The organism is Streptomyces sp. NPDC005533 (genome assembly GCF_042871845.1).
Taxonomy (GTDB): domain Bacteria; phylum Actinomycetota; class Actinomycetes; order Streptomycetales; family Streptomycetaceae; genus Streptomyces.
On record NZ_JBIAJH010000020.1, the window covers coordinates 94,743 to 117,269 of the forward strand.

The 22,527-nt window shown below is 73.3% G+C and carries 17 protein-coding genes and 1 pseudogene; 10 read left to right on the forward strand and 8 right to left on the reverse strand.

Going from position 1 to position 22,527, the window contains the following annotated elements:
• Position 1 precedes the first annotated feature (1 nt).
• The 7 genes from ccsB to hemL all read right to left on the reverse strand — a co-directional run bounded on the left by ccsB (position 2) and on the right by hemL (position 7,834).
• Positions 2-1,126, reverse strand: coding sequence for a c-type cytochrome biogenesis protein CcsB (gene ccsB / locus ACFYP3_RS21320; protein WP_388834700.1), 1,125 nt, complete (start codon positions 1,124-1,126; stop codon positions 2-4).
• Positions 1,123-2,865, reverse strand: coding sequence for a cytochrome c biogenesis protein ResB (locus ACFYP3_RS21325; protein ID WP_388834703.1), 1,743 nt, complete (start codon positions 2,863-2,865; stop codon positions 1,123-1,125). The genes ccsB and ACFYP3_RS21325 overlap by 4 nt, the downstream gene beginning before the upstream one ends.
• Before the next feature lie 13 nt (positions 2,866-2,878).
• Positions 2,879-3,652: a cytochrome c biogenesis CcdA family protein gene (locus tag ACFYP3_RS21330; RefSeq protein WP_388834705.1), complete on the reverse strand. Its 774-nt coding sequence runs from the start codon at positions 3,650-3,652 to the stop codon at positions 2,879-2,881.
• Between the two features lie 4 nt (positions 3,653-3,656).
• Positions 3,657-4,295 carry a TlpA family protein disulfide reductase gene (locus ACFYP3_RS21335; RefSeq protein ID WP_388834708.1) on the reverse strand — a complete coding sequence of 213 codons (639 nt, stop codon included), beginning with the start codon at positions 4,293-4,295 and terminating at the stop codon, positions 3,657-3,659.
• A gap of 132 nt (positions 4,296-4,427) precedes the next feature.
• A complete protein-coding gene (locus ACFYP3_RS21340) occupies positions 4,428-5,654 on the reverse strand; it encodes a hypothetical protein (protein WP_388834711.1) in 1,227 nt (408 codons plus the stop codon).
• A 180-nt stretch (positions 5,655-5,834) separates the two neighbouring features.
• Positions 5,835-6,515: a histidine phosphatase family protein gene (locus ACFYP3_RS21345; RefSeq protein WP_388834714.1), complete on the reverse strand. Its 681-nt coding sequence runs from the start codon at positions 6,513-6,515 to the stop codon at positions 5,835-5,837.
• Positions 6,512-7,834, reverse strand: a complete 1,323-nt coding sequence (gene hemL / locus ACFYP3_RS21350; RefSeq protein WP_388834717.1) for a glutamate-1-semialdehyde 2,1-aminomutase — start codon at positions 7,832-7,834, stop codon at positions 6,512-6,514. The genes ACFYP3_RS21345 and hemL overlap by 4 nt, the downstream gene beginning before the upstream one ends.
• Positions 7,835-7,968: 134 nt before the next feature.
• On the opposite strand from hemL, the gene ACFYP3_RS21355 reads away from it, so the two are divergent.
• Positions 7,969-8,577, forward strand: coding sequence for a hypothetical protein (locus ACFYP3_RS21355; RefSeq protein WP_078892851.1), 609 nt, complete (start codon positions 7,969-7,971; stop codon positions 8,575-8,577).
• Positions 8,578-9,081: 504 nt separating this feature from the next.
• On the opposite strand, the gene ACFYP3_RS21360 is transcribed toward ACFYP3_RS21355, so the two are convergent.
• On the reverse strand, positions 9,082-10,503 hold the full coding sequence (locus ACFYP3_RS21360; protein WP_388834720.1) for a hydrolytic protein: 1,422 nt from the start codon (positions 10,501-10,503) through the stop codon (positions 9,082-9,084).
• 166 nt (positions 10,504-10,669) lie between these two features.
• On the opposite strand from ACFYP3_RS21360, the gene ACFYP3_RS21365 reads away from it, so the two are divergent.
• From ACFYP3_RS21365 to ACFYP3_RS21405, 9 genes and pseudogenes are all read left to right on the forward strand, one after another.
• Complete coding sequence (locus tag ACFYP3_RS21365; protein ID WP_388834724.1) at positions 10,670-11,341, forward strand: response regulator transcription factor; 672 nt, start codon at positions 10,670-10,672, stop codon at positions 11,339-11,341.
• A gap of 188 nt (positions 11,342-11,529) precedes the next feature.
• Positions 11,530-14,712, forward strand: a complete 3,183-nt coding sequence (locus tag ACFYP3_RS21370) for a hypothetical protein (RefSeq protein ID WP_388834726.1) — start codon at positions 11,530-11,532, stop codon at positions 14,710-14,712.
• Positions 14,709-15,473, forward strand: a complete 765-nt coding sequence (locus ACFYP3_RS21375; protein WP_388834729.1) for a DUF4255 domain-containing protein — start codon at positions 14,709-14,711, stop codon at positions 15,471-15,473. Before ACFYP3_RS21370 ends, ACFYP3_RS21375 begins: the two co-directional genes overlap by 4 nt.
• Positions 15,470-17,563, forward strand: coding sequence for an ATP-binding protein (locus tag ACFYP3_RS21380; RefSeq protein ID WP_388834731.1), 2,094 nt, complete (start codon positions 15,470-15,472; stop codon positions 17,561-17,563). Before ACFYP3_RS21375 ends, ACFYP3_RS21380 begins: the two co-directional genes overlap by 4 nt.
• Before the next feature lie 157 nt (positions 17,564-17,720).
• Complete coding sequence (locus tag ACFYP3_RS21385; RefSeq protein WP_388834734.1) at positions 17,721-19,277, forward strand: phage tail sheath family protein; 1,557 nt, start codon at positions 17,721-17,723, stop codon at positions 19,275-19,277.
• Between the two features lie 38 nt (positions 19,278-19,315).
• The gene (locus ACFYP3_RS21390; RefSeq protein WP_030031999.1) at positions 19,316-19,756 is read left to right on the forward strand and encodes a phage tail protein; all 441 of its coding nucleotides are present in this window, start codon (positions 19,316-19,318) and stop codon (positions 19,754-19,756) included.
• Entirely contained in the window at positions 19,753-20,250 is a 498-nt protein-coding gene (locus ACFYP3_RS21395; protein WP_365480180.1) for a hypothetical protein, read from the forward strand. Before ACFYP3_RS21390 ends, ACFYP3_RS21395 begins: the two co-directional genes overlap by 4 nt.
• Positions 20,247-20,405, forward strand: coding sequence for a DUF6760 family protein (locus ACFYP3_RS21400; RefSeq protein WP_190184831.1), 159 nt, complete (start codon positions 20,247-20,249; stop codon positions 20,403-20,405). The genes ACFYP3_RS21395 and ACFYP3_RS21400 overlap by 4 nt, the downstream gene beginning before the upstream one ends.
• Positions 20,406-20,409: 4 nt before the next feature.
• A pseudogene (locus ACFYP3_RS21405) lies at positions 20,410-22,527 on the forward strand (hypothetical protein); the annotation flags it as partial.

Genomic DNA, 22,527 nt, shown 5'->3' on the forward strand with positions numbered 1-22,527 from the left:
GTCAGACGCCCGAGTAGGAGTGCAGGCCGTTGAGGAACATGTTCACGCCGTAGTAGTTCCAGATCCAGCAGGCGAAGGCGAAGAGCGCGAGGTACGCGGCCTTGCGGCCCTTCCAGCCGGCGGTGGCGCGGGCGTGCAGGTAGCAGGCGTACGCCACCCAGGTCACGAAGGACCAGACCTCCTTGGGGTCCCAGTTCCAGTAGCGGCCCCAGGCGTCGCCCGCCCAGATCGCGCCCGCGATGATCGTGAAGGTCCACAGCGGGAACACGGCCGCGTTGATCCGGTACGAGAACTTGTCGAGCGAGGCCGCGGAGGGCAGCCGCTCCATGACCGACGCGTAGAACTTCCCCGCGGTCCGGCCGTTCGCGATCCGGCCCTCGTAGGCGTCGCGGAAGAGGTAGAGGACCGCGCCGGCCGCGCCGATGTAGAAGACGGCGCCGCAGAAGATCGCGGTGGAGACGTGGATCCACAGCCAGTACGAGTGCAGGGCGGGGACCAGCTGGTCGCTGTCGGTGTAGAGGATCTTGACGGCGATGCCGAGGTCCAGCAGCACGCTGGTGACCAGGATCAGGCCGAGCCAGCGGACGTTCTTCTTCAGCGCGAGCAGGGCGAGGTACGTGCCGACGGCCACCGTGGAGAAGGTGATCGAGAACTCGTACATGTTGCCCCACGGGGCCCGCTGCACCGACATCGCGCGGGCGAGGACGCCGCCCGCCTCGATGAGGAAGGCGAGCGCGGTCAGCGAGATCGCGATCCGCCCGTAGAGGTCGCCCTGGACGGTGCCGCCGCCGGCGCCGGGGCCGTCCGGTACGTCGCGGGTGCCCGCGGCCGAACGGGTGACGACCTTCGGCTGGTCGAGGACGGCGGTGCTGCCCCCGGTCTCACCGGCTCCACCGGAGCTTCGCGCCCCCTTTTGGCGGACCTGCACGGCGGGCGCGGCGGCGGCCCGGTCCTGCGCGGACCCGGTCAGCGCGGCGGCCGTACGGGCCACCTTGCTGCGGCTGCCGAAGGTCCACTCGGCGATGTGCGCGAAGAAGGCGAGCGTGTAGACCGCCATCGACGAATAGATCAGGTAGTTGCTGATCTGAGCCAGGTTCTCATTGGCTGCGGCTGCGAGCGGCGTCATCCGCGCTCTCCTTCAGGGGTTTCTTCGACACGTGGTTCGGCAAGTGCGGCGGGCGCGGACGGCGCCTGCTGGTGCAGCGCGGCGGCCAGGGCCGCCAGCTCCTGCGGGAGCCTGGTGGACTCGCTGCGGCCCAGGCCCGCCATCTCGACGACGGTCACGCCGTCCGGGCCGGCCACCGCGCGGACCCAGATCCGGCGGCGCTGGATGAACAGGGACCCGGCAAGGCCCGCGATGGCGGCGATCGCGCCGGCGAGGGCGAGGCCGCTGCCGGGCTGGTGGGTGACAGAGAAGGTGGCCCACCGCTCGATGCCCTCGAACTTCACGGTGCCCGCGCCGTTCGGCAGGGTCATCGTGTCGCCGACCTTCAGCTTCTGCTTGAACGGCTGGCCGGACTCGTCCTTGAAGGACTGCATCTTGTCCGTCTTCAGCACGTACACGTTCTGCGGCAGGCCCGAGTCCACGCCGAGGCTGCCGTGCCAGGCGTTGAGCATGAGCCGCGGCTGGAGCAGGGCGGGGAACTGCGAGAACATCGTGCCCATGCCCTCGCCGGCGTAGCTCGGCACGAAGACGGCGTTGAAGCCGAGCTGCTCCGCCTTGCCGTCCTTGTCCTTGTAGCCGTCGGTGACCTTGACGGCTCCGGTGGAGGTGAGGTTCGAGTCCTGCGGGAGCATCGGCACGGCGTCCTTGTAGATCACCTTGCCGGTGGGGTCGGTCACCGAGAGGATCGGCGCGTACCCGTGCCCCAGCAGGTAGACCTTGGAGCCGTCGACCTGGAGCGGCTTGTTGACCTGGATCTCGCGCTGCTCCGGCTTGCCGTCGGCGCCCTCGCTGAAGGTGACGTACGCCTTGAAGTCGCGCGGGGTGCCCTTCTGCGGGCCGCTCAGCTCGTACGTCGCGTCGAACCGGTCCAGGGTGAAGCTGAACGGCGGCAGGTCGTCGGGGCGGAAGAGGGTGCCCGCCTTGAAGTCGTCGTACTGGGTGAGGGTGTTCGAGAAGCCGGTGCCGCGCAGGACCAGCTTGCCGCCCTCGGACTTGAAGTACTGGCCCCAGGCGAAGGCCACCAGCATCACGATCAACGCGACGTGGAAGATCAGGTTGCCGGCCTCGCGGAGGTAGCCCTTCTCCGCCGCGACGTGCCCCTTGCCGGCCTCGGTGCGGAAGCGGCGCCCGCGGAGCACCGTCGTGGCGTACGAGAGGACCTCGTCCGGGGTCTTGCCGGTGCGCCAGGTGGTGTGGGCGGGCAGCCGGTCGAGCCGCCTGGGGGCGGCCGGCGGACGGCCGCGGAGCTGGCCGACGAACTGCCAGGAGCGCGGCAGGATGCAGCCGACCAGCGAGATGAACAGCAGCAGGTAGATCGCGGAGAACCACACCGAGCTGTAGACGTCGAAGAGCTGGAGCTTTTCGGCGACGGTCACCCAGGAGGCGTGGGTCCGCTTCCAGTCGGCGACCTTCATCTCGTCGACGTTGCGCTGCGGGATCAGGGAACCGGGGATGGCGCCCAGGGAGAGCAGGAAGAGCAGGATCAGCGCCACCCGCATGGAGGTGAGCTGCCGCCAGAACCAGCGGGCCCAGCCGATCACCCCGATGCCGACGGCCGGCCCGCTCGGGGCGTCGTCCAGCGGCGCGGTGGAGAGCTGGGCTCCGGCCACGGCGTCCGCGGCGTCCGCGGCGGAGTCGGTGGCGTCCGCCGCGGCGGACTCCGGCGACGTCCCGGTGGGTGCCTTGTCAGTCGTACTCATGTCCGTGTAGTCCTCAGATCCCCACCGTGAAGGTTTGGGTCCAGCTCTGCATGTCACTGACGATGCCGGCCCACATTCCTGTGACGAGCAGCAGACCGGTCAGGATCAGCATGCCGCCGCCGATGCGCATCACCCACGCATAGTGCTTCTTCACCCAGCCGAACGCACCGAGCGCCTTGCGGAAGGCGATCGCGGTGAGGATGAACGGCAGGCCGAGCCCGAGGCAGTAGGCGACGGTCAGCAGCGCGCCCCGGCCGGCGCTCGCCTGGTCGAGGGAGAGCGTGGTGACGGCCGCGAGGGTCGGGCCCATGCAGGGGGTCCAGCCGACGCCGAAGAGCACGCCGAGCAGCGGGGCGCCGATCAGGCCTGCCGTCGGCTTCTTGTGGAAGCGGAACTCCCGCATCGTCAGACCCGGGATCGCGCCCATGAAGAAGAGGCCGAGAACGATCACCAGGCCGCCCAGGACCCGGGAGATGATCTCGTTGTTCTCCCGGAGGGTCTCCCCGAAGTAGCCGAAGAGCGCCCCCGTGGAGACGAAGACGACGGTGAAGCCCGCGATGAACAGGGCCGCGCCCGCCAGCATCCGGCCGCGCCGCGCCTCGGCGAGGTCGGCGCCGCTGACGCCGGTCACGTAGGAGAGGTAGCCGGGGACCAGCGGGAGGACGCAGGGCGAGAAGAAGGAGACCAGCCCGGCGAGGACCGAGATGGGCAGCGCCAGCAGCAGCGCCCCGTTCAGGACGGTGGTGTTCACCCCGGTCGCCTCGGCGGCCAGCACGTACTCGACCACGAGGTCACTGCTCCGCGAGGATCGGGTCGATCATCGAGCGCAGTCGCTCCTCGCCCAGCGGGGCCAGGGTGCGGGCGGCGATCCTGCCCTCCCGGTCCAGGACGATCGTGGAGGGGATCGCGTTCGGGTTGAGGGTGCCCTTGGGGAAGCGGAGCATCAGCTTCCCGGCGGGGTCGTAGAGGCTCGGGTAGGTGATCCCGAAGGTCTCCTCGAAGGAGACCGCGTTCTGCGGGCTGGTGTCGCGGGTGTTGATGCCGACGAAGGCGACGTCCTTGCCGGCGTCGGCCAGCTCCTTGGAGACCTTCGCGAAGTCGGGGGCCTCGGCGCGGCACGGCGGGCACCAGGAGCCCCAGATGTTGAGGACGACGACCTTGCCCTTGAGGGTGGTGGTGTCGAGGGTCTTGCCGTCGACGGTCTCCCCGTCGAGCTTGGGGGCCTCGTCGCGCTCTCCCTTGGCGGCGGTGGTGATGCCGGTCGCGCCCGTGACGTAGTTGCCGCCGGTGGAGGTCGTCTTGCCGCCGCCCGAGCCGCCGCAGGACGTCAGGGTCATGACGCCCGCTACGGCCACCGCGGTCAGCAGGGTGGCACGGCCGCCGGTCGAGCGGCAGCTACTTCGGCGGGCACGGGCGCGGCTAGGGCTCATGTGAAAAGTTTCGCATGAGCAATTCGCGGATCTACCGCGCCCCCCGCGGGGATGTCAATGCCCTGGTCAGGCAATGGACGGGCGGAGACCGGCCGCGGTCAGGCCGCGGCCGGGGCGCGGCCGGGGCGCCGGTCAGGCCGCCGTCAGGTACGCGTTCCAGCCGCCGGCCGGCGACTGGCCCGGGCCGAGCCCGCGGAGCCTGGCCAGCAGGTTCGGGTCCTGGACGTCCAGCCAGTCGGTGAACTGCCGGAAGGATACGAGCCTTACATCCCTTTTGTCTGCCATGCCCTTGAGGGCTTCCTCGACGGCGTCCATGTAGATGCCACCGTTCCACTCCTCGAAGTGGTTGCCGATGAACAGCGGCGCGCGGTTGGTCTCGTAGGCCCGCCGGAAGCCGCCGAGGTAGGTGGCCGTGGCCTGGGTGCGCCAGGCCGGGTAGTGGGCGGGCACGCCCCGCGTGGTGTTCTTCGACTGGTTGGCGAGGATGTTGTAGTCCATCGACAGCACCTCGAAGGAGTGCCCGGGGAAGGGCAGGGACTGCAGGGGCAGGTCCCAGACGCCGGACCGGCGCACCGGCCAGACCTGGAGGCCGCCGGGCGAGCTGGAGTCGTAGCGCCAGCCCAGCCGCTGCGCGGTCGGCAGCAGGGCGTCCCGGCCCAGGAGGCAGGGGGTGCGGGCGCCGGCCAGCTCCTTGCGGTAGTCGAAGGGCAGGGGGTCGAGGTCGGTGAAACCGGTGTGGGTGCGCCAGTTGGTGACGAAGGACACGGCCTGGTCGATCTCGCTCTGCCAGTCCTCCGGGGTCCACCGGTCGACGGAGCCGGAGCCGCCGCAGAAGTGGCCGTTGAAGTGCGTCCCGATCTCGTGCCCGTCGAGCCACGCCTCGCGGACGTACGTGAGGGTGGAGCGGACGTTCTCGTCCTTGAGGTAGCCGATGTCCGAGGCCCCGACCGGGTTGTTCGGCGGCTGGTAGAGGCTCCGCTTCGCCTCGGGCAGCAGGTAGATGCCGGAGAGGAAGAAGGTCATGCCCGCGCCGTGGTCCTTGGCCAGCTTGAGGAAGCGGGGGAAGAGGCCGTTGCCGATCTCGCCCGCGCCGTCCCAGCTGAAGACGACGAACTGGGGCGGGGTCTCGCCCGGCTGCAGCGGCACGGGCCGGTCCGGCTGGTTCGGCTGGGGGCCGGTGTCGGCCGTGGAGCCGTCACCGATCAGCTTGGCCGCCGGCTTCCCGCCGGGCTTGGGGTTCTTGACCGGCCCGGGGGTGCCGGGCCCGGCCTTGCCGGGCGCGCCGCAGCCCGCGATCCCCACCGCTGCGGCGGCCCCAAGTCCGAGCCCGAGCACTCCCCTTCGACTGAAGTCGCGCACGCCACCCTCCCCGTCGTCCCTCGCAAGCCCACGTCGAAATCCATATAAACGGACAATTCGGAGCGACTTGCAGCACTGGAACGGTGATTCCCGGCGCAACTTGTATTTATTTAGGTAAAGCTGTAACGGTTCGTAACAGAGCGTCGATCAAGAGCGGTGTGCGAACGGCGTAACGATCCGTCAGGCGCCGAAGGCCTTGGACGCGCCCTTCACCGGCTTCGCCCCGGCCAGCAGGTGCGCCGGGACCAGGTCCCGGGCCGGCTCGCTGTAGCCCACCGACACCAGCTTGTCCCCCTGGAACGTGAAGGACGTCAGCGAGGCGAGCGTGCACTGGCGGCGGCGCGGGTCGTGCCACAGCCGGCGCTTCTCCGCGAAGCTGCGCACGATCCAGATCGGCAGCTGGTGGCTGACCGCCACCGCCTCGTGGCCGCGGGCCGCGTCGCGCGCCGCCTCCAGCGCGCTCATCATCCGGACCACCTGGTCGACGTACGGCTCGCCCCAGGAGGGCTTGAACGGGTTCGTCAGGTGCTTCCAGTTGCCGGGCTTGCGCAGCGCGCCGTCCCCGACGCCGAAGGTCTTGCCCTCGAAGACGTTCTCCGCCTCCAGCAGCCGGGCGTCGGTCGCCAGGCCCAGGCCGTGGGCCTTGGCGATCGGCTCCGCCGTCTCCTGCGCCCGCTCCAGCGGGGAGGACACCACGTAGGAGATGTCCCGGTCCTTGAGGTGCTCGGCGACCCGGTCGGCCATCTGCCGGCCCAGCTCGGAGAGGTGGTAGCCCTCGCGGCGCCCGTACAGGACCCCGTCCGGGTTGTGCACCTCGCCGTGGCGCACCAGGTGTACGACGGTGATCTCGTTGCTGCTCATGCGGTGGCCTCCGCGGCCGCTCGGGCGGCGGCGGGCAGCGCCGCCGCGATGCGCTCGATCGCCCGCTCGTCGTGGGCGGTGGACACGAACCAGGACTCGAAGGCGGACGGCGGCAGGTAGACGCCCTGCGCCAGCATCGAGTGGAAGAAGCCGTTGAAGCGGAAGCTCTCCTGCTTCTTGGCGTCGTCGTAGTTGCGCACCTCGTCCTCGGTGAAGAAGACGGAGAACATGTTCGACGCGGTCTGCAGCCGGTGCGCCACGCCCTCCTTGGCCAGCGCCCCGCTGACCAGGCCCTGGATCTCCTTCGAGACCGCGTCGACCTTCTCGTACGCGGCCGCGTCGAGCAGGCGCAGCTGGGCGAGGCCGGCGGCGGTGGCGACCGGGTTACCGGAGAGGGTGCCGGCCTGGTAGACCGGGCCGGCGGGCGCGAGGTGGCCCATGACGTCGGCGCGGCCGCCGAAGGCCGCGGCCGGGAAGCCGCCGCCCATGACCTTGCCGAAGGTCATCAGGTCGGGCTTGACCCCGTCGACGCCGTACCAGCCGGCACGGGAGGTACGGAAGCCGGTCATGACCTCGTCGGAGATGTACAGGGCGCCGTTCTCGCGGCACAGGTCGGCGAGACCCTGGTTGAAGCCCTCGGCCGGGGTCACGACGCCCATGTTGCCGGGCGCGGCCTCGGTGATCACGCAGGCGATCTCGCCGGGGTGCGCGGCGAAGGCCGCCCGGACCGCTTCGAGGTCGTTGTAGGGGAGCACGATCGTGTCGCCGGCCTGCGCGCCCGTCACACCGGGGGTGTCCGGCAGCGCGAAGGTCGCGAGGCCGGAACCGGCCGCGGCCAGCAGCGCGTCCACATGGCCGTGGTAGCAGCCGGCGAACTTGACGACCTTGGCACGGCCGGTGAAACCGCGCGCCAGCCGGATCGCCGACATCGTGGCCTCCGTCCCCGAGGAGACGAGCCGCACCTGCTCGACGGGCTCGATGCGCGCCACGATCTCCTCGGCGAGCGCCACCTCGCCTTCGCCGGGCGTGCCGAAGGAGGTGCCGCGGGCCACGGCCGCCTGGACGGCCGCGATCACCTCGGGGTGGGAATGGCCGAGGATCATCGGTCCCCACGAGCACACGAGGTCGACGTACTCGCGACCGTCGGCATCGGTGAGGTACGGACCGGTCCCGGACACCATGAACCGGGGCGTACCGCCCACGGCGCGGAAGGCGCGCACGGGAGAGTTCACGCCGCCGGGGGTCACGAGGGAGGCGCGCTCGAAGAGCGTCTGCGAAACTGGGGCTTCATACGGGTACGGGTAGCTCACACCAGCCATGGTCTCAGAGGGCCGGGACAGACTTGCGGACGGGCGTTTCACCGCGTCGCCGCGGGGGAGGTCACTGCCATGATGATCAGGCTGCGTGGCGGGGGCCGCGGAGCCGGGGCGAGCAAGACCAGTCGGGTGGAGATATGCAACGCGGTGGTGGACCGGGCGAGGGTACGGACGGCCTCGATCCGCAGCGCGCCCGCGAAGCCCGCGAGGCCCGGCGCCGGGGCAAGCACCGCCGGCGTGCCACCGAGGCGGCCGACGCCGTCCCGGAACCCACGACGCCGGCGGAGGACCTGCCCAAGGGTCGTGGCATGGGAGTGACGTACAAGTACTTCGGCGCGCCCGACGGCGCCACGGCCGCCCGCGTGCCGGTCACGATGCGGCCCGAGGAGCTCGGCGGCGACGAGCTCGGCATGGGCGGCCTCTTCACCAAGATCAAGCCGGAGACGGTGGCCGCGATGGTCCTGACCGGCATCGAGGGCATACCCCTCCACAAGGTCCCGCCGCTGGAGCTGGTCGTCCTCCACCCCGACTATGCGGTGGTCAAGCTCCCCATGACGGTGGTCGACCCGCTGCGCGGCATCGGCGAGGAGTCCGTGGGCGCGGCGGCCTTCATCTGGTCCACGGTCCCGGACCGCGGCGGCCCGAGCGACGCCTTCAACGTCTACCAGCTGCTCCACGAGTGGCAGGACTTCTCCCACCGCCTGCACGAGGCGGGCCACCAGCCGTACTGCCTGGTCTGGCCCTGACCCGACCCGAACCTCCGCGCCGAAGCTCACGCCGACGACGGGCGGCCCCGCACGGGCCGCCCGTCGTCGGCGTGTGGCCGCGGCGCGGCGGGCACGCCCCCGCGTCCGGCGGGCCCGGAAGCTACTGGGGCGGTTGATGGGGGGCACCCGGCGGTGATCGCCAAGGTGGCCGAAAATGGGTCCCCGATGTCCGGACCGAGCAGGAGCCGGGATCAGCTGATGATCGGCGCCTTCGCGCGGCGCGCGTATCCCGGTCAGCGGGTGGGGGTCCCCGGGTACTGACCGGAGCAAAAGGGAGAGTCCCGATCAAGCCATCTTTGGCGACCCGTCAATTGTGACCATCCGTACCGGGGTTAACCGTTCCGGGCACTGACGAAAACGAAAGTGCACGGACGTTCGGGGAACGTCTGATCGCTACTCAGGAGTAGTGGTTTCCGGACGCCGGGGCAAAGGGCACCTTTGCCCCGGCGTGCAACCTGACCGACTATGTCCGTGCCGCTCGGGTCACCGGAGGTCGCTCAGCACACCACTCACGTTGAGCACCTCGTGGCACTCCTGCGCCTGACGGCCGGTGGCCGGGGTGCCCGGCTTCGCACAGGTCACCTGCACGGTCACAGTCTGGCTCTCGGTGATGCTGATGGGGGTGACCCAGTGGTAGTCCTGGTTGCGGAACGTCTCCAGCGCGATCGTCGTGATCTTGCGGTCGCCGAAGTCGATGGTCACCACCCCTTCGTCGCCCTGGAAGTTCGCGACGACGATGTCCGTGATGCCGAAGGTCTTGCCCGCGGGCACCGTGTAGGTGCCGGTCTTGGCCTGTCCGGCTCCGGTCTGCAGGTCGATGGTGGCGGAGCTCTGCTGGCCGCCGCCTCCCGTACCGCCACCGCCTCCACCCGTTCCGGTGCCGGTGCCGGTGCCGGTTCCCGTACCGGCTCCGCCCGCACCGGGTTGGGTGCCCTTGCCCCCGCCGGCCGGCTGCTTGCCGTCGCCGGTCACCGGGGTCTGCCCGTTCAGGTCGGCGCTGGGCGTCGGCTTGTTGCGGACCTCCTCGGCGGCCTCCTTCGCCGTGCTGCGCACGGCCGGGCGTACCAGCAGGAACCAGGCGAGCAGCAGGGCGAGCAGCGCGGCCAGGACCGCGAGCAGCCACCGCGGGAAGATCGGGATCTGGACGAACTCGGCGTCCAGCGGCACCCGGACGCGCTCCGACGCGGGCCGCTCCGCGCCCTCCTCACGCCCGAGCCCACCGCCGGCGCCAGCGCCCGCGCCCGTGCCGGCGCCGGTGCCGGTGTCACGGGGTGCTGCCTCGACCTCGGCCACGTCCACCGTGAACGGCCAGGTCACCGGGGTGCCGAACCACACCGGCTTGCCGGTGCGGACCCGCAGTCCCACCTCGGCCGACTCGCCCGGCTCCAGCTTCTGCGTCGCGGGGGTGAAGGCGAACTTCAGCTCCTCACCCGGCTGGGCGGGCGTGAAGCCCAGCTGCACGGGGCAGTTGCCCTCGTTGCGCACGGCCAGGCGATAGCGTCCGCGCAGCCAGCCCCGGCGCCGCTTGGGAGCGCTCTCAGCCCTGAGCTCCCGGAACTCCTCGACGTGCACGGTGGTCTCGGGGACCCGCACGGCCTCGGGGTGCTCGGTGGGCAGCACGCGCACGGCGAGCGGCACGTCCCCCGCCCGTACCTGCGGCGAACGGGGCGGCGCCAGCCGGATCGTCACCGTTTCCGAGGTGCCCGGGTAGAGGGAGACGCGCTCGGGCTCCACCGTGGCCCAGGCAGCGCAGTCGCCGACGACCTCCAGGCGGTACGCCTCGACGATGTCGCTGTCGTTGCGGACGGTCAGGCTCGTGGACGCGGTACCGCCCGGCGTCACGGAGACCGGCGGGATGTCGAGGCCGGGCGCGCCAGGGCTGGAAGAGGCTGCTGGGGATATCACGCCACGACGCTACGGCGCCGCTCCGGCCACTTCCACGGACGCGAGGGCAAGGCCCCGGGCAGCCCCGATGCCCCCGCGGACGCCCATCAACTCCCCGCACAGACCGACTCGTTGAACCCCCCTTCATCCGTAACCCCACCTACGCATCACGGAACAGGTACGCCACATGCCTCAGCCTGAGAACAACCGACCCGTCTCCTCATCCGGCGCCGGCGAACGGGTCACCGTGGCCGTGTATGCGCCGGACCCGGTCCTGCACGTCGGGGTCGTCCACCAGCTGCGCCAGCGACCCGAGATCGAACTCGTCGACCTCGCGGACGCCGATGACGCACAGGTGTCCCTCGTCGCCGTGGACAGCGTGGACGACGAGACGGCCGCGCTGCTGTACCGGCTGCGGCACAACTCCGGCACCCGCACCGGGCTCGTGGTCGGCACGTTCGAATCGGGGGACGCCCTGCAACGCGCCATCGAATGCGGGGTCACCGCCGTGCTGCGACGCACCGAGGCCGACCAGGACCGGCTCCTGCGCCTGGTCCTGGCGATAGCCAACGGCGAGGGCGTGCTGCCCGGCGACCTGCTTGCGAAGCTCCTCGACCACGTGGGCAGCCTCCAGCGTTCGACGCTCGACCCGCACGCCGTGTCCCTGTCCACGCTGACCTCGCGCGAGGCCGACATGCTGCGCCTGGTGTCGGAGGGCCTGGACACCTCGGAGATCGCGCGCAAGACCTCGTACTCCGAACGGACCGTCAAGAACGTGCTGCACGAGATCATCACGCGGCTGCACCTGCGCAACCGCACGCACGCGGTCGGCTACGCCCTGCGCCACGGGCTGATCTGACCCGCACGACCAGGCGCCGGTGGCCCGTCGGCGGCCCGCCGGCCCGGACGGGCTGCACCCCCGCTGCCCGAAAGCGCACCGGGTGCTTCCCCCGGGTGCGGCCCCGCGGCCCTGCCGGCGGCGCCCGCCCGGCCGAAGGATGGCGAGGTCATACGTGAATGCTGTACCTGACTGTGAGGTGGACCGTGATGGGCACGGGTGGCTCCGGCAGTCGTCGACGCCGCTGGGGGAGGGCCGGCGCGCCGCTGCTGCTGCTGGTGCCCTTGCTCGCGGTGACGGCGGCCGCCGGCCCGGGCGACGCCGAGGCGCGCCCCCTGGCGGCCGACGCCGGTGACGGCCGGGTCGTGTACGCCGGTACGCGCCACCGGAGCCTCGGCCGGGTGGCGAGCGACGCCTCCAGCACACCGCTGTTCGGTGAGGGCCCGGCCCACCTGGACACCCAGCCCGCCGCGCTGGGCGACCAGTTGGTGTTCGCCGGCCGCCGCGACGAGAAGACCCCGCAGGTGTACCTGCGCGCCGCGGACGGCTCGGTGCGGCGCCTGACCTCCGGCCTGGACGCGGCGAACCCGCGGCTGACCCCGGACGGCCGGTCGGTCGTCTTCGACGCGGCCCAGCCCGCGCCCGCCGGCGGCATCCAGCGCGACCTGTGGCTGGTGCGCACCGACGGCACGGGCCTGACCCGGCTGACCGACTCCCCCGCGAACGAGGAGCACCCCACCGTCTCGCCGGAGGGCGGGCGCCTCGCCTACTCCTCCGACGGTGACAAGGCCGTCGGCCGGCAGGTCTACGTACGGCCCCTGCGCGGCGGCGCCGCCACCCGCGTCACCGACCCGGCCAACGGCACGGCCACCGAGCCGGTGTGGAACCCGGTCGACGACAAGGCGAACCGGGACGTCATCGCCTACACCGCCACCCCGACCACCGCTGATTCGCCCGGGCCCCGCCTGCGCTGGACCGACGGGCGCGGCGACGGCCCGCTGCTGTCCGGCGCGCAGGCCGACTGGCGTACCCGCGGGGCAGCGTGGCTGCCCGACGGGGACGGTGTGCTCTTCCTCAGCCCGGACCGCACCTGTGACTGCAAGGGCGACTGGGACCACGTCTTCCGGGTGCCCGCGCACTCGGCGGACACCCCCCAGCTGGTGCTCAGCGAGGACCGCGAGGTCGGTTCGGCCACCTGGCTCGGCCCGCTGACCGGCGGTGGCGTCGTCGTCGAGCGGACCTCGGCGGCCGGGCCGCACGTGGTGACCTTGCAGGACGCCCGGATGGACGGCTCGGACCCGCGCGACCTCGGCCTGGAGATCCTCAAGGAGGACCCGGCGGCCGACACCAACACCGACCCGGCCAAGGACCCGCTGTTCCAGCCCGCTCCCGGCTCCGACCCGTGGACCGAGCGGCAGAACTACACGCCCGACGGGCGCAGGATCGTGCTGACCCGCTTCGAGGGCAAGCCCGACGCCCGGATCCAGCGGATCTGGCTGGCGGACGCCGACGGAACCAACGCGTTCGCCCTGCCGCTCGCCGGCCGCGGCCCCAAGGACTGGGACACCGACCCGACGTTCTCCCCCGACGGCAGGCTCCTCGCCTTCACCCGGACCTCGCCCGGCGGGGTCGGCGGTGACACGGGCGTCGCGCGCATCCTGATCGCGGACGCCGCCACCGGCGCGATCCGCGGCGAGGTCACCCCGCCGGCCGGTCAGGCCCGGCTGGGCGACGCCCAGCCGACGTGGTCCTCCGACGGAACGACCCTGGCCTTCACCCGCAACCTCGTGATCAACGGCAACGGCGCGAACAAGCACGTCTGGACCGTGCCCGTGGACCACCTGGACCGCCAGCGCGACCTGAGCGCCACCCTCTGTCCCGGTGCGTGCGAAGTCATCGACGACAGCCCGGCGTTCTCCCCGGACGGCGCCACCATCGCCTTCAACCGCAAGAACGGCGGCGGCCGCGTCGACGAGCGCAACGGCATCCTGCTCGCCTCCGCGACCGATGGTTCCTGCCGGGTCCTGCTGCCCGACGCCGCCCGCGACGTGCCGGGGGCCTGCGGGCGGGAACTGCCCGAGCCGCCCGCCAAGGGACCGTTCCAGCCCCGTGACGCCGCGTGGACCGCCGACGGCAAGAGTCTGGTGCTCAGTGCCCGCGGCTCCCGCGCCCCCAACAGCCCGGAGAAGCTGAAGCTGGTCGACGTGGCCTCCGGAAACCACACCCTGCTCGTCGGCGGCCTGCCGGGCCGCCAGAAGGAACCCGGCGTGCAGCAGTCCGTGGACCTCGCGGTACGGGCCCCCGAGAAGGCCGCGCCGGTCACCGTCGGCGGCTCCGCCACCGTCCGTGTGGACGTCGTCAACCAGGGTCCCGCCGCCTCACCCGGAACCCGGCTGACCGTCTCGCCCCCGCTCGGCGTGGGCGTCACCGGGCTCACCGCGCCCGGCGCCACCTGTGACACGGCCGCGCTGACCTGCACCCTGGGCGTGGTCCGCCCCGGCACCACCGTCCCGGTGACCGTCACCCTCACCGGCGTCACCCCCGGGGACCAGCCGGTGGACTGGTCCGTCACCGGCACCGTGATCGACCCCCGCCCCAGCGACAACTCCGGGCGGACCGTGGTGCCGGTGCGCGAGGCACCCGTACCCCCGAAGCCGACCCCGACCCCGCCGACCCCGACCCCGGCGCCGCCGACGCCCGCCCCGCCGACGACGCCCGCGCCGCAGCCCGAGCCGCCCGCACCCCCGGCCGGCCCCGGGCTGAGCATCACGGCGCAGCCCAACCCCGGCTACGTCGGCGGCCGCGTCGTCGTCACGTACACCGTCCGCAACGGCCGCAACGCCCTCGCCACCGGCCTGCGGCTGCGCATCGGCCTCCCGCAGGGCATACCGAGCACCGGAATGCCGCCGGGCTGCGACACGAACGGGGAGTGCGCCCTGCCGGACCTGGCCCCGGGCGCCCGGAACGTCCTGCGGGTCGTCCTCACCCCCGACAAGGCGCTCACCGCCCGGGTGACCGGCAACCTGACCACGACGGGCACGGACGCCGACCCCCGCGACAACACCGCCCAGCAGCAACTGCGCATCCTCCAGCCGCGCATCGTCGCCGTCCCGCCGATCGGCAGGCCCGGCTTCGTCACCTCCGTGCGCGGCGAGGACTTCCCGCCCGGCGTGCCGGTGCGCTTCGTGTGGAAGCCGGGCATCACGGCGGCCGCGGCACCGACGTTCCCGCAGCGCGACGGCACGTTCATCGGGCAGCTGCTGATCCTGGCCAAGGACCAGACGGGCCCGCGCACCATCACCGCGAGCGGCCCCGGCTTCTCGCCGGTGCAGACCGACTTCCTGGTGGTCAGCGGCTCGGTGCAGCCGCCCGACGAGGTGACCCGCCGATGATCCACGAAGTCGACGAGGGGCTGCGCCGGCTGCTGACGGAGTCCGGCCTGGAGGCCTCGGGCATCGAGGTGGTCTTCGACGCTCCGACGAGTGACTGGGCGGCGCGCCGCAGCGCGCCCACGGTCTGCGTGTTCCTGTACGACATCCGCGAGGACCACACCCGGCGCGGCAGCGGCGCCGGCGAGGTGTACGACGCGGACGGCTTCGTCGTCGCGCGCCGCACCCCGCCGCGCTGGTTCGAGCTGACGTACCTGGTCACCGCGTGGGCGAGCCGGCCGCAGGACGAGCACCGGCTGCTCTCCCAGGTGCTCTCCTGCCTCGTGAACACCGACACGCTGCCCCCGCGCCTGCTCACCGGCACGCTCGCCGAACTCGGCCTGATCGTGGACGTCGACGCGGGCGGCACCGGCATGGACGCACCGGCGGCCTCCGACGTGTGGTCGGCGCTGGGCGGCGACCTGAAGCCGTCCCTCGGGCTGCGCGTGAAGGCGCCGCTGGCCGGCATCAGCACGATCACGGCCCCGCCGGTCACCGAGGGGCTCGTGGTGAACTCCGTACCGCAGGTCGATCCGGACGGGTCCGCCGCGGGCGGGGCCGACACGGAAGGGGCGGAGCGGGACGGGGCCGAGCCGGACGGGGCCGAGAGCCGGCGCCGGCTGCGCTACGTCGGCCTGAGCGAGCCGGGCCCGGAGGGCTTCGGCGGCTCCCGGCCACGGCCGAACGTCCCCGCGCGCCGCCGACGGGGGGAGAGGCAGCCGTGACGCAGACCGTCCGGCCGGAGACCGCGCCCGCGGACCCGGCCGACACCACCCCCCACCTGTGGACCCGCCTGCGGCTCGTCGAAGAGCGGGTACGCCGCGCGGTGGAGCTCCGCCGGGCCGTCGACCCCGACCCCGACGACCCTTACCGGGGCCAGTACCTCACGCCCGAGGCCGCGGCCCGCGTCCTGGACGGACCGAACGGCCCCGGCCTGCCCGCCCTCGCCCCGGACGCGCCCCCGCCCGGCTCACCGCTCGACGTCCTCGCCACGCGCTTCGCGTTGGAGCCGCTCGACCTGGACCTGCTCCTGGTGGCGCTGGCGCCCGACCTGGACGCCCGCTTCGAGCGGCTCTACGGCTACCTCAACGACGACCTGACGCGCCGCCGGCCCACCGTCGGACTCGCCCTCGAACTGTGCGGCCGCACCGGCGTGGCAGCCGCGCGGTTCCGGCTCTCCCCCACCGCGCCCCTCGTCGCGGGCGGTCTGCTGGAGGTCACCGAGCCCGAACGGCCTCCCCTGTCACGGGTACTGGCCGTCCCGGACCGGGTCACCGCCCACCTCCTGGGCGACACCTCGCCCGACCCGCGGCTGGCCGACGTGCTCGCCGCGGCCACCGACGACCCCGCCGTCGAACCGGCCGAGCTGGCCCGGGCCGTCGCCGCGGCCGGCAGCGGCACCCGCCACGTCCACCTGCGGGCCCGCGGCGGCGACCCCGCCGGGCTCGCGGTCGCCGCACTGCACGCGTACGGGCCCGCTCCCCTCGCCCTGGACGCGGCGGCACTGGCCCCGCACGCCCGCGCGCTGCCCGAACTCGCCCGCGCCGTCGCCCGCGAGGCCCGCCTGACGGGGGCCGGCGTGCTGCTCGGGCCGCTGGAGGAACTGCCGGAGCAGCCCGACGAGCGGGTCCGCGTCCTGCGCACCCTGTGCACCGTGCTGCGCGGCATCCCCCTGTTCACGTACGGGACCAGCGGCTGGGAACCCGCCTGGGCGGCCGCCACCCCCGTCACCCTCACCGTGGCGGCCCCCACCCCCGAGCGGCACGCCACCCGCTGGCGGCACGCGCTGGAGCGGGCCGCCGGAGAGCACGGCGCGGCCGGGGACGCCGACGCGCTCGCCCGGTCCGTGTCCGCGCACCGCCTCGACGCCGGCCAGCTGCGGCGCGCCGCCGACACCGCGGTGCGCACCGCCGCACTCGACGGCCGCCCGCTCTCCCCCGACGACCTGCGCACCGCCGTACGGGCCCAGAACGGCGCGGGACTCGCCCGCCTCGCCCGCCGGGTGGAACCCGCGGTGGGCTGGGACGACCTGGTGCTGCCCGCCCCCACCCACCGCCGGCTGCGGGAACTCGCGGTGCGCGCCCGCCACCGCGACCAGGTCCTCGGCCAGTGGGGCATGCGGCCCGGCGGCGGCCGCGGACGCGGGGTGATCGCACTGTTCGCCGGGTCGTCCGGCACCGGCAAGACCATGTCCGCCGAGGTGGTGGCGGCCGACCTCGGCATGGACCTGTACGTGGTGGACCTGTCCACCGTGGTGGACAAGTACGTCGGCGAGACCGAGAAGAACCTGGAGCGGATCTTCACCGAGGCGTCGGCCGTCAACGCGGTCCTGCTGTTCGACGAGGCCGACGCGATCTTCGGCAAGCGCTCCGAGGTGAAGGACGCCCACGACAAGCACGCCAACATGGAATCGGCGTACCTGCTCCAGCGGATGGAGTCCTTCGACGGCCTCGCCATCCTGACCACCAACCTGCGGGCCAACCTCGACGAGGCGTTCACCCGCCGCCTCGACGTGGTCGCGGACTTCCCCGTGCCCGACGCCGCCCAGCGCCTGGCCCTGTGGGAGCGGTGCCTGGGCGGGCGGCTGCCCCGGGCCGGCGACCTCGATCTCGCCTTCTGCGCCGACCGCTTCGAACTGGCCGGAGGCTCGATCCGGGCCTGCGCCGTGACGGCCGCCTACTTCGCGGCCGCGGCGGGCGAACCCCTGACCATGGGCCAGGTGGTGAAGGCGGTCGCCCAGGAGTACCGCAAGCTGGGCCGGCTGGTCCTGGAGAGCGAGTTCGGTCCGTACCTGGGGCAGATCACCGAGGTGTGAGCGCGCTGCCTGGCCGGTCCGGCGGGGGCGACCAGGAGGGCAGCGCACTTGCCCCCGGCCAGGGCCGAACGTCTCTGCCCCCGACGGCGACCTCCGGAAAGGCTGTGGACAGACCTGATCAACCCTGATCACAGAGCCGTAACCCGAAGGAGCGAGCATGCCGACGTACCTCACCCCGGGCGTGTACGTGGAGGAGGTGCAGTCCGGTGCTCGCCCGATCGAAGGGGTCGGCACCGCCGTCGCCGCGTTCGTGGGCTTCGCCCAGACCGGCCCGTTCCACGAGCCGACCCTGGTCACCAGCTGGGACCAGTACTCCCAGCACTTCGGCGGCTTCACCGAGGGCACCTACCTGCCCCACGCCGTCTACGGGTACTTCGCCAACGGCGGCGGCGCCGCCTACGTCGTCCGCGTCGGCGGCCAGGCCCAGGACACCTCCGCGCCGGCCGCGGGCTCCGCCCCCCAGCCCCGTGCCGCGGAGCCCGTCGAGCTCGGCGGCTTCGCCATCACCGCCCGGCCGGGCGTCACCGGCGTGTCCGTGGAGATCGCCGACTCGGACGGCGAGAACCCGCCCGAGGACCGCTTCAAGGTCCTGGTCCGCCAGGGCGAGCAGGTGGCCGAGACCTACGAGGTGTCCGCCCGCAAGAACGTCAAGGGCTACCTCGTCACCCAGGCCCGCGCCTCGAAGCTGATCGAGGTCACCGAGCAGCGGGGCGCGGCCCAGACCCGGCCCGCCGGGCAGATCGTCGCCGTGCCCGACGCCGCCGTCGCGTCGCCCGCCCCGGCCGGCCGCGGCGGCGTGGCCCGCCTCGACCCCGCCGAGTACGTGGGCGACTCCGCCGCCCGCACCGGGTTCGCCGGCCTGGAGACCATCGACGAGATCACCATGGTCGCGGTCCCGGACCTGATGAGCGCCTACCAGCGCGGCGACATCGACTCCGAGGGCGTGCGCACCGTACAGCTCGCGGTGATCTCGCACTGCGAGCAGATGGGCGACCGCGTGGCCGTCCTGGACACCCCGCCCGGGCTCTCCGCCCAGCAGGTCCGCACCTGGCGCAACGACGAGGCGGGCTACGACTCCCGCTACGCCACCCTCTACTACCCGTGGGTGAAGGTCTTCGACCCGGCCGCCGGGCGCAACACGACCGTCCCGCCGAGCGGCCACGTCGCCGGCGTGTGGGCGCGCAGCGACGCCGAGCGCGGCGTCCACAAGGCCCCCGCCAACGAGGTGATCCGCGGCGCGGTGGACCTGGAACTGCGCCTGAGCAAGGGCGAGCAGGACCTGCTCAACCCGATCGGCGTGAACTGCGTACGGGCCTTCCCCGGCCGGGGCATCCGGATCTGGGGCGCCCGCACCCTCTCCTCCGACCCGGCCTGGCGCTACCTGAACGTGCGCCGCCTCTTCAACTACCTGGAGGAGTCCATCCTCCTGGGTACCCAGTGGGTGGTCTTCGAGCCCAACGACGACCGGCTCTGGTCGAGCATCCGGCGCAACGTCACCGCGTTCCTCACCGAGGAGTGGCGCCGCGGCGCGCTGTTCGGCCGCACGGCCGCCGAGGCGTTCTACGTCAAGTGCGACCGGGACAACAACCCGCAGGAGTCGATCGACCAGGGCCGCGTGGTCTGCGAGATCGGCGTGTCGCCGGTCAAGCCCGCCGAGTTCGTGGTGTTCCGGCTGGCCCAGTTCTCCGACAGCACCAGCCTCATCGACGAGTGACCCTCCGGGGCAGCAGCAAGGAAAGGTGAAGGACAGTCATGGCAGAGGGCGATGCTCTTTCCACCCATATCTTCGGCGTACAGCTCGGCGGCTACCTGGTCGAATCGATCCAGGAGATCAGCGGCCTGACCGTCGAGGAGGAGGTCGTCGAGGTCCGCCAGGTCAGCGCGGAGGGCAAGCAGATCATCCGCAAGCAGCCCGGCGCCCGCCAGGCCGGCGAGGTCACGATCACCCGGGGACTCGACAAGAGCAGCGAGTTCACCAAGTGGATCAAGGAGACCCTGAACAACGGGGCCGTCGACACCGCTCGGCAGAACCTCACCATCGAGATCAAGGACTCCACGGGCGCGACCATCCGCCGCATCCAGCTGATGCAGGGCTGGGCCTCCAAGTGGGAGGGCCCCTCCCTCAAGGCCGGCGAGTCCGCCGCGGCCACCGAGTCCGTGACCATCGTGTTCGAGGAGATCATCGTCGAATGAGACGTCGTACGGTGACGGCAGGAAGCCTGGAGGAGATCCTCCAGGTCACGGCGCCCACGACGGCCCCGGAGCAGGCGGTGGCGCCCCCGGCCGCCGCCGCTCCGGCGGCACGCGAGGACCACGGCCTGCGGACGGAGTTCGAGTTCGAGCTGCCGCGCGGGTACGTCGACGAAGCGGGCACGCTGCACCGGCACGGCTCGATGCGCCTGGCCACCGCCCGCGACGAATTGCGCCCGCAGATCGACCTGCGGGTCAAGGAGAACCCGGCGTACCTGAGCGTGGTGCTGCTCAGCCAGGTGATCACCCGGCTCGGCACCATCACCGACGTGCACGCCGGGATCGTCGAGCGGATGTACGCGACCGACGTCGCGTTCCTCCAGGACTTCTACCGGCGCGTCAACAGCGAGGGACACACCCGCGCGGCGGTCACCTGCCCGCACTGCGAAGGCGGCTTCGAGGTCGACCTGTCCGGTGGGCGCCTGGGGGAATCGTGACGTACGCCCTCCCCCGGCTCAAGGAGGAGATCGCGTACATCGCCTACCACTTCCACTGGCAGCGCGACGAGATCCTCGACCTGACCCACGGCGAGCGCCAGGAGTGGGTCACCGAGATAGCTCGAATCAACACCCGTGTGAACGAAGGCGGTTGAACGCATGGCATGGCGGGACAGGCTGCGTCGGCGCACCGCCGTGCCGGAGGCCGCGAACGGCCGCGGAGCGGAGCCGTCCGCGGCCTCCGGCGGCGCGGCCGCCGCACCGCAGACCGGTGGGCTGCAGACCGGTGGGCCGGGGACCGGTGTGCCCGGCGACTGGGACGGCGGCTGGCGCATGACGGCGCAGCCCGTACTGACCGTGGCCCGCGCGGCCATCGGCGTCAGCGACGGGCTGGCCTTCCGGTCCGGCCTGGCCGCGTGGCGCGACCCGTCGTTCGACAGCGGGCTCGGCCACGCCGTGCTGCCGTCCGCCCCGGCCGGTCTCGTACGCGGGGTCACCCGCCCCGCCGGAGCCGGCCCCGCGCCCACCGCCGCCAGTGGCGGCGGCCCGCTGCTGCTGCGGGCACTGCGGCAGCAGCCGGAGACGCAGCCGCCCCCTGCGGGCGACACCCCGCAGACCCCGCGCCGCGTCCGGCCCGACGCCCCGTCGTCGGGCGGTACGTCGTCCCGTACGGGCAGCCCGGGCACGCGCGGCCCCTCCGCGGCCGTACTCGGCACGCCCGCTCCCGCCGTACAGCGGGCCGCGGCGACGGGCAGCGGCGCGGCCGCGGCGCCTGCCGCGCCCGACCGTGCGCCGACGCCGCCGCGGTTCCCGCTCATCCGGCGTATCGCGGTGGTCCCCCCGGCACCGGCGCCCCCCGGAGCGTCCGCCCCGTCCCCGTCCGGTCCGCCCGTGCAACGGTCCGGGTCCGCCCCGGCGGCCACGGGGGCCCGCCCCGGCCGCACCGGCGAGGAGCAGCCCGTCGCGGTCCGGCCGCGCGCGGTCGGCCGCACGCTGACCGTCGCCCGGGTCCCGGCCACGCCGAGGCGCCGCGTGCCCGTACGCACGATCCCGGCGCCGGTCCCGGTCCCGGTCCCGGCCGCTTCTGACACGGCCGTACAGCGCGCGGGAAGCCGCGCACGGCTCGGCAGCGCCCCGCACACCGAACTCCCGCCCACGGCCACCCCGTCGGCCGCCCCCGCGCCCGCCCCGGCGATGCCGATGGTCCAGCGCCAGGCCGAGCCCGACAGCACAGGGCCGACCCCTGCCCCGGACCGCCGCCCGGAGAAGCTCGCACCCGGCGCGCAGCGTGCCGCCACGCCCGCCAGTCGTGAGCCCGAGCGCACGGCCGACCCGGACGCGCCTGTGCAGCGTGCGGAAAGCCGGCCGCCGCTCGGCGCGCCCCTCACCGAACTCCCGCCCACGGCCACCCCGGTGGACCGCCCCGCAGCGACCCCGGCGCCCACCCCGGCCCTGCCCATGGTCCAGCGCCAGGCCGAGCCCGACCCGGACCGCCGCCCGGAGGCGAAGCCCGGCGCGCAGCGCCGAGCCGAGCCCTCGACCGATCGTGCCGCCACGCCCGCCAGTCGTGAGCCCGAGCGCACCCCGCAGCGCCAGGCAGCGCCCACGGCCGGCCCGGACAAGCCCGTGCAGCGTGCGGAAAGCCGGCCGCCGCTCGGCGCGCCCCTCACCGAACTCCCACCCACGGCCACCCCGGCGGACCGCCCCGCAGCGACCCCGGCGCCCACCCCGGCCCTGCCCATGGTCCAGCGCCGGGCCGAGCCCGACAGCGCAGGGTCGAAGCCCGCCCCGCAGCGCCAGGCCGAGCCCGACAAGGCGGGGCCGAAGCCCGGCGCGCAGCGCCAGGCGCGGCCGGCCGCCCGCGCCGACGCACCCGTGCAGCGCGCCACCAGCCGCCCGCCGCTCGGCGCACCGCTCACCGAACTCCCGCCCACGGCGACCCCGGCGGACCGCCCCGCGGCGACCCCCGCCCTGCCCATGGTCCAGCGGGCCGAGCCCGACAACACAGGGCCGAAGCCCGGCGGGCAGCGCCAGGCCGAGCCCGCCGCCGGGCCGGACAAGCCCGTGCAACGCGCGGCCAGCCGCCCGCCGCTCGGCGCGCCGCTCACCGAACTCCCGCCCACCGCAACCCCGGCGGACCGCCCCGCGGCGACCCCCGCCCTGCCCATGGTCCAGCGGGCAGAGCCCGACAACACAGGGCCGAAGCCCGGCGGGCAGCGCCAGGCCGAGCCCGCCGCCGGGCCGGACAAGCCCGTGCAACGCGCGGCCAGCCGCCCG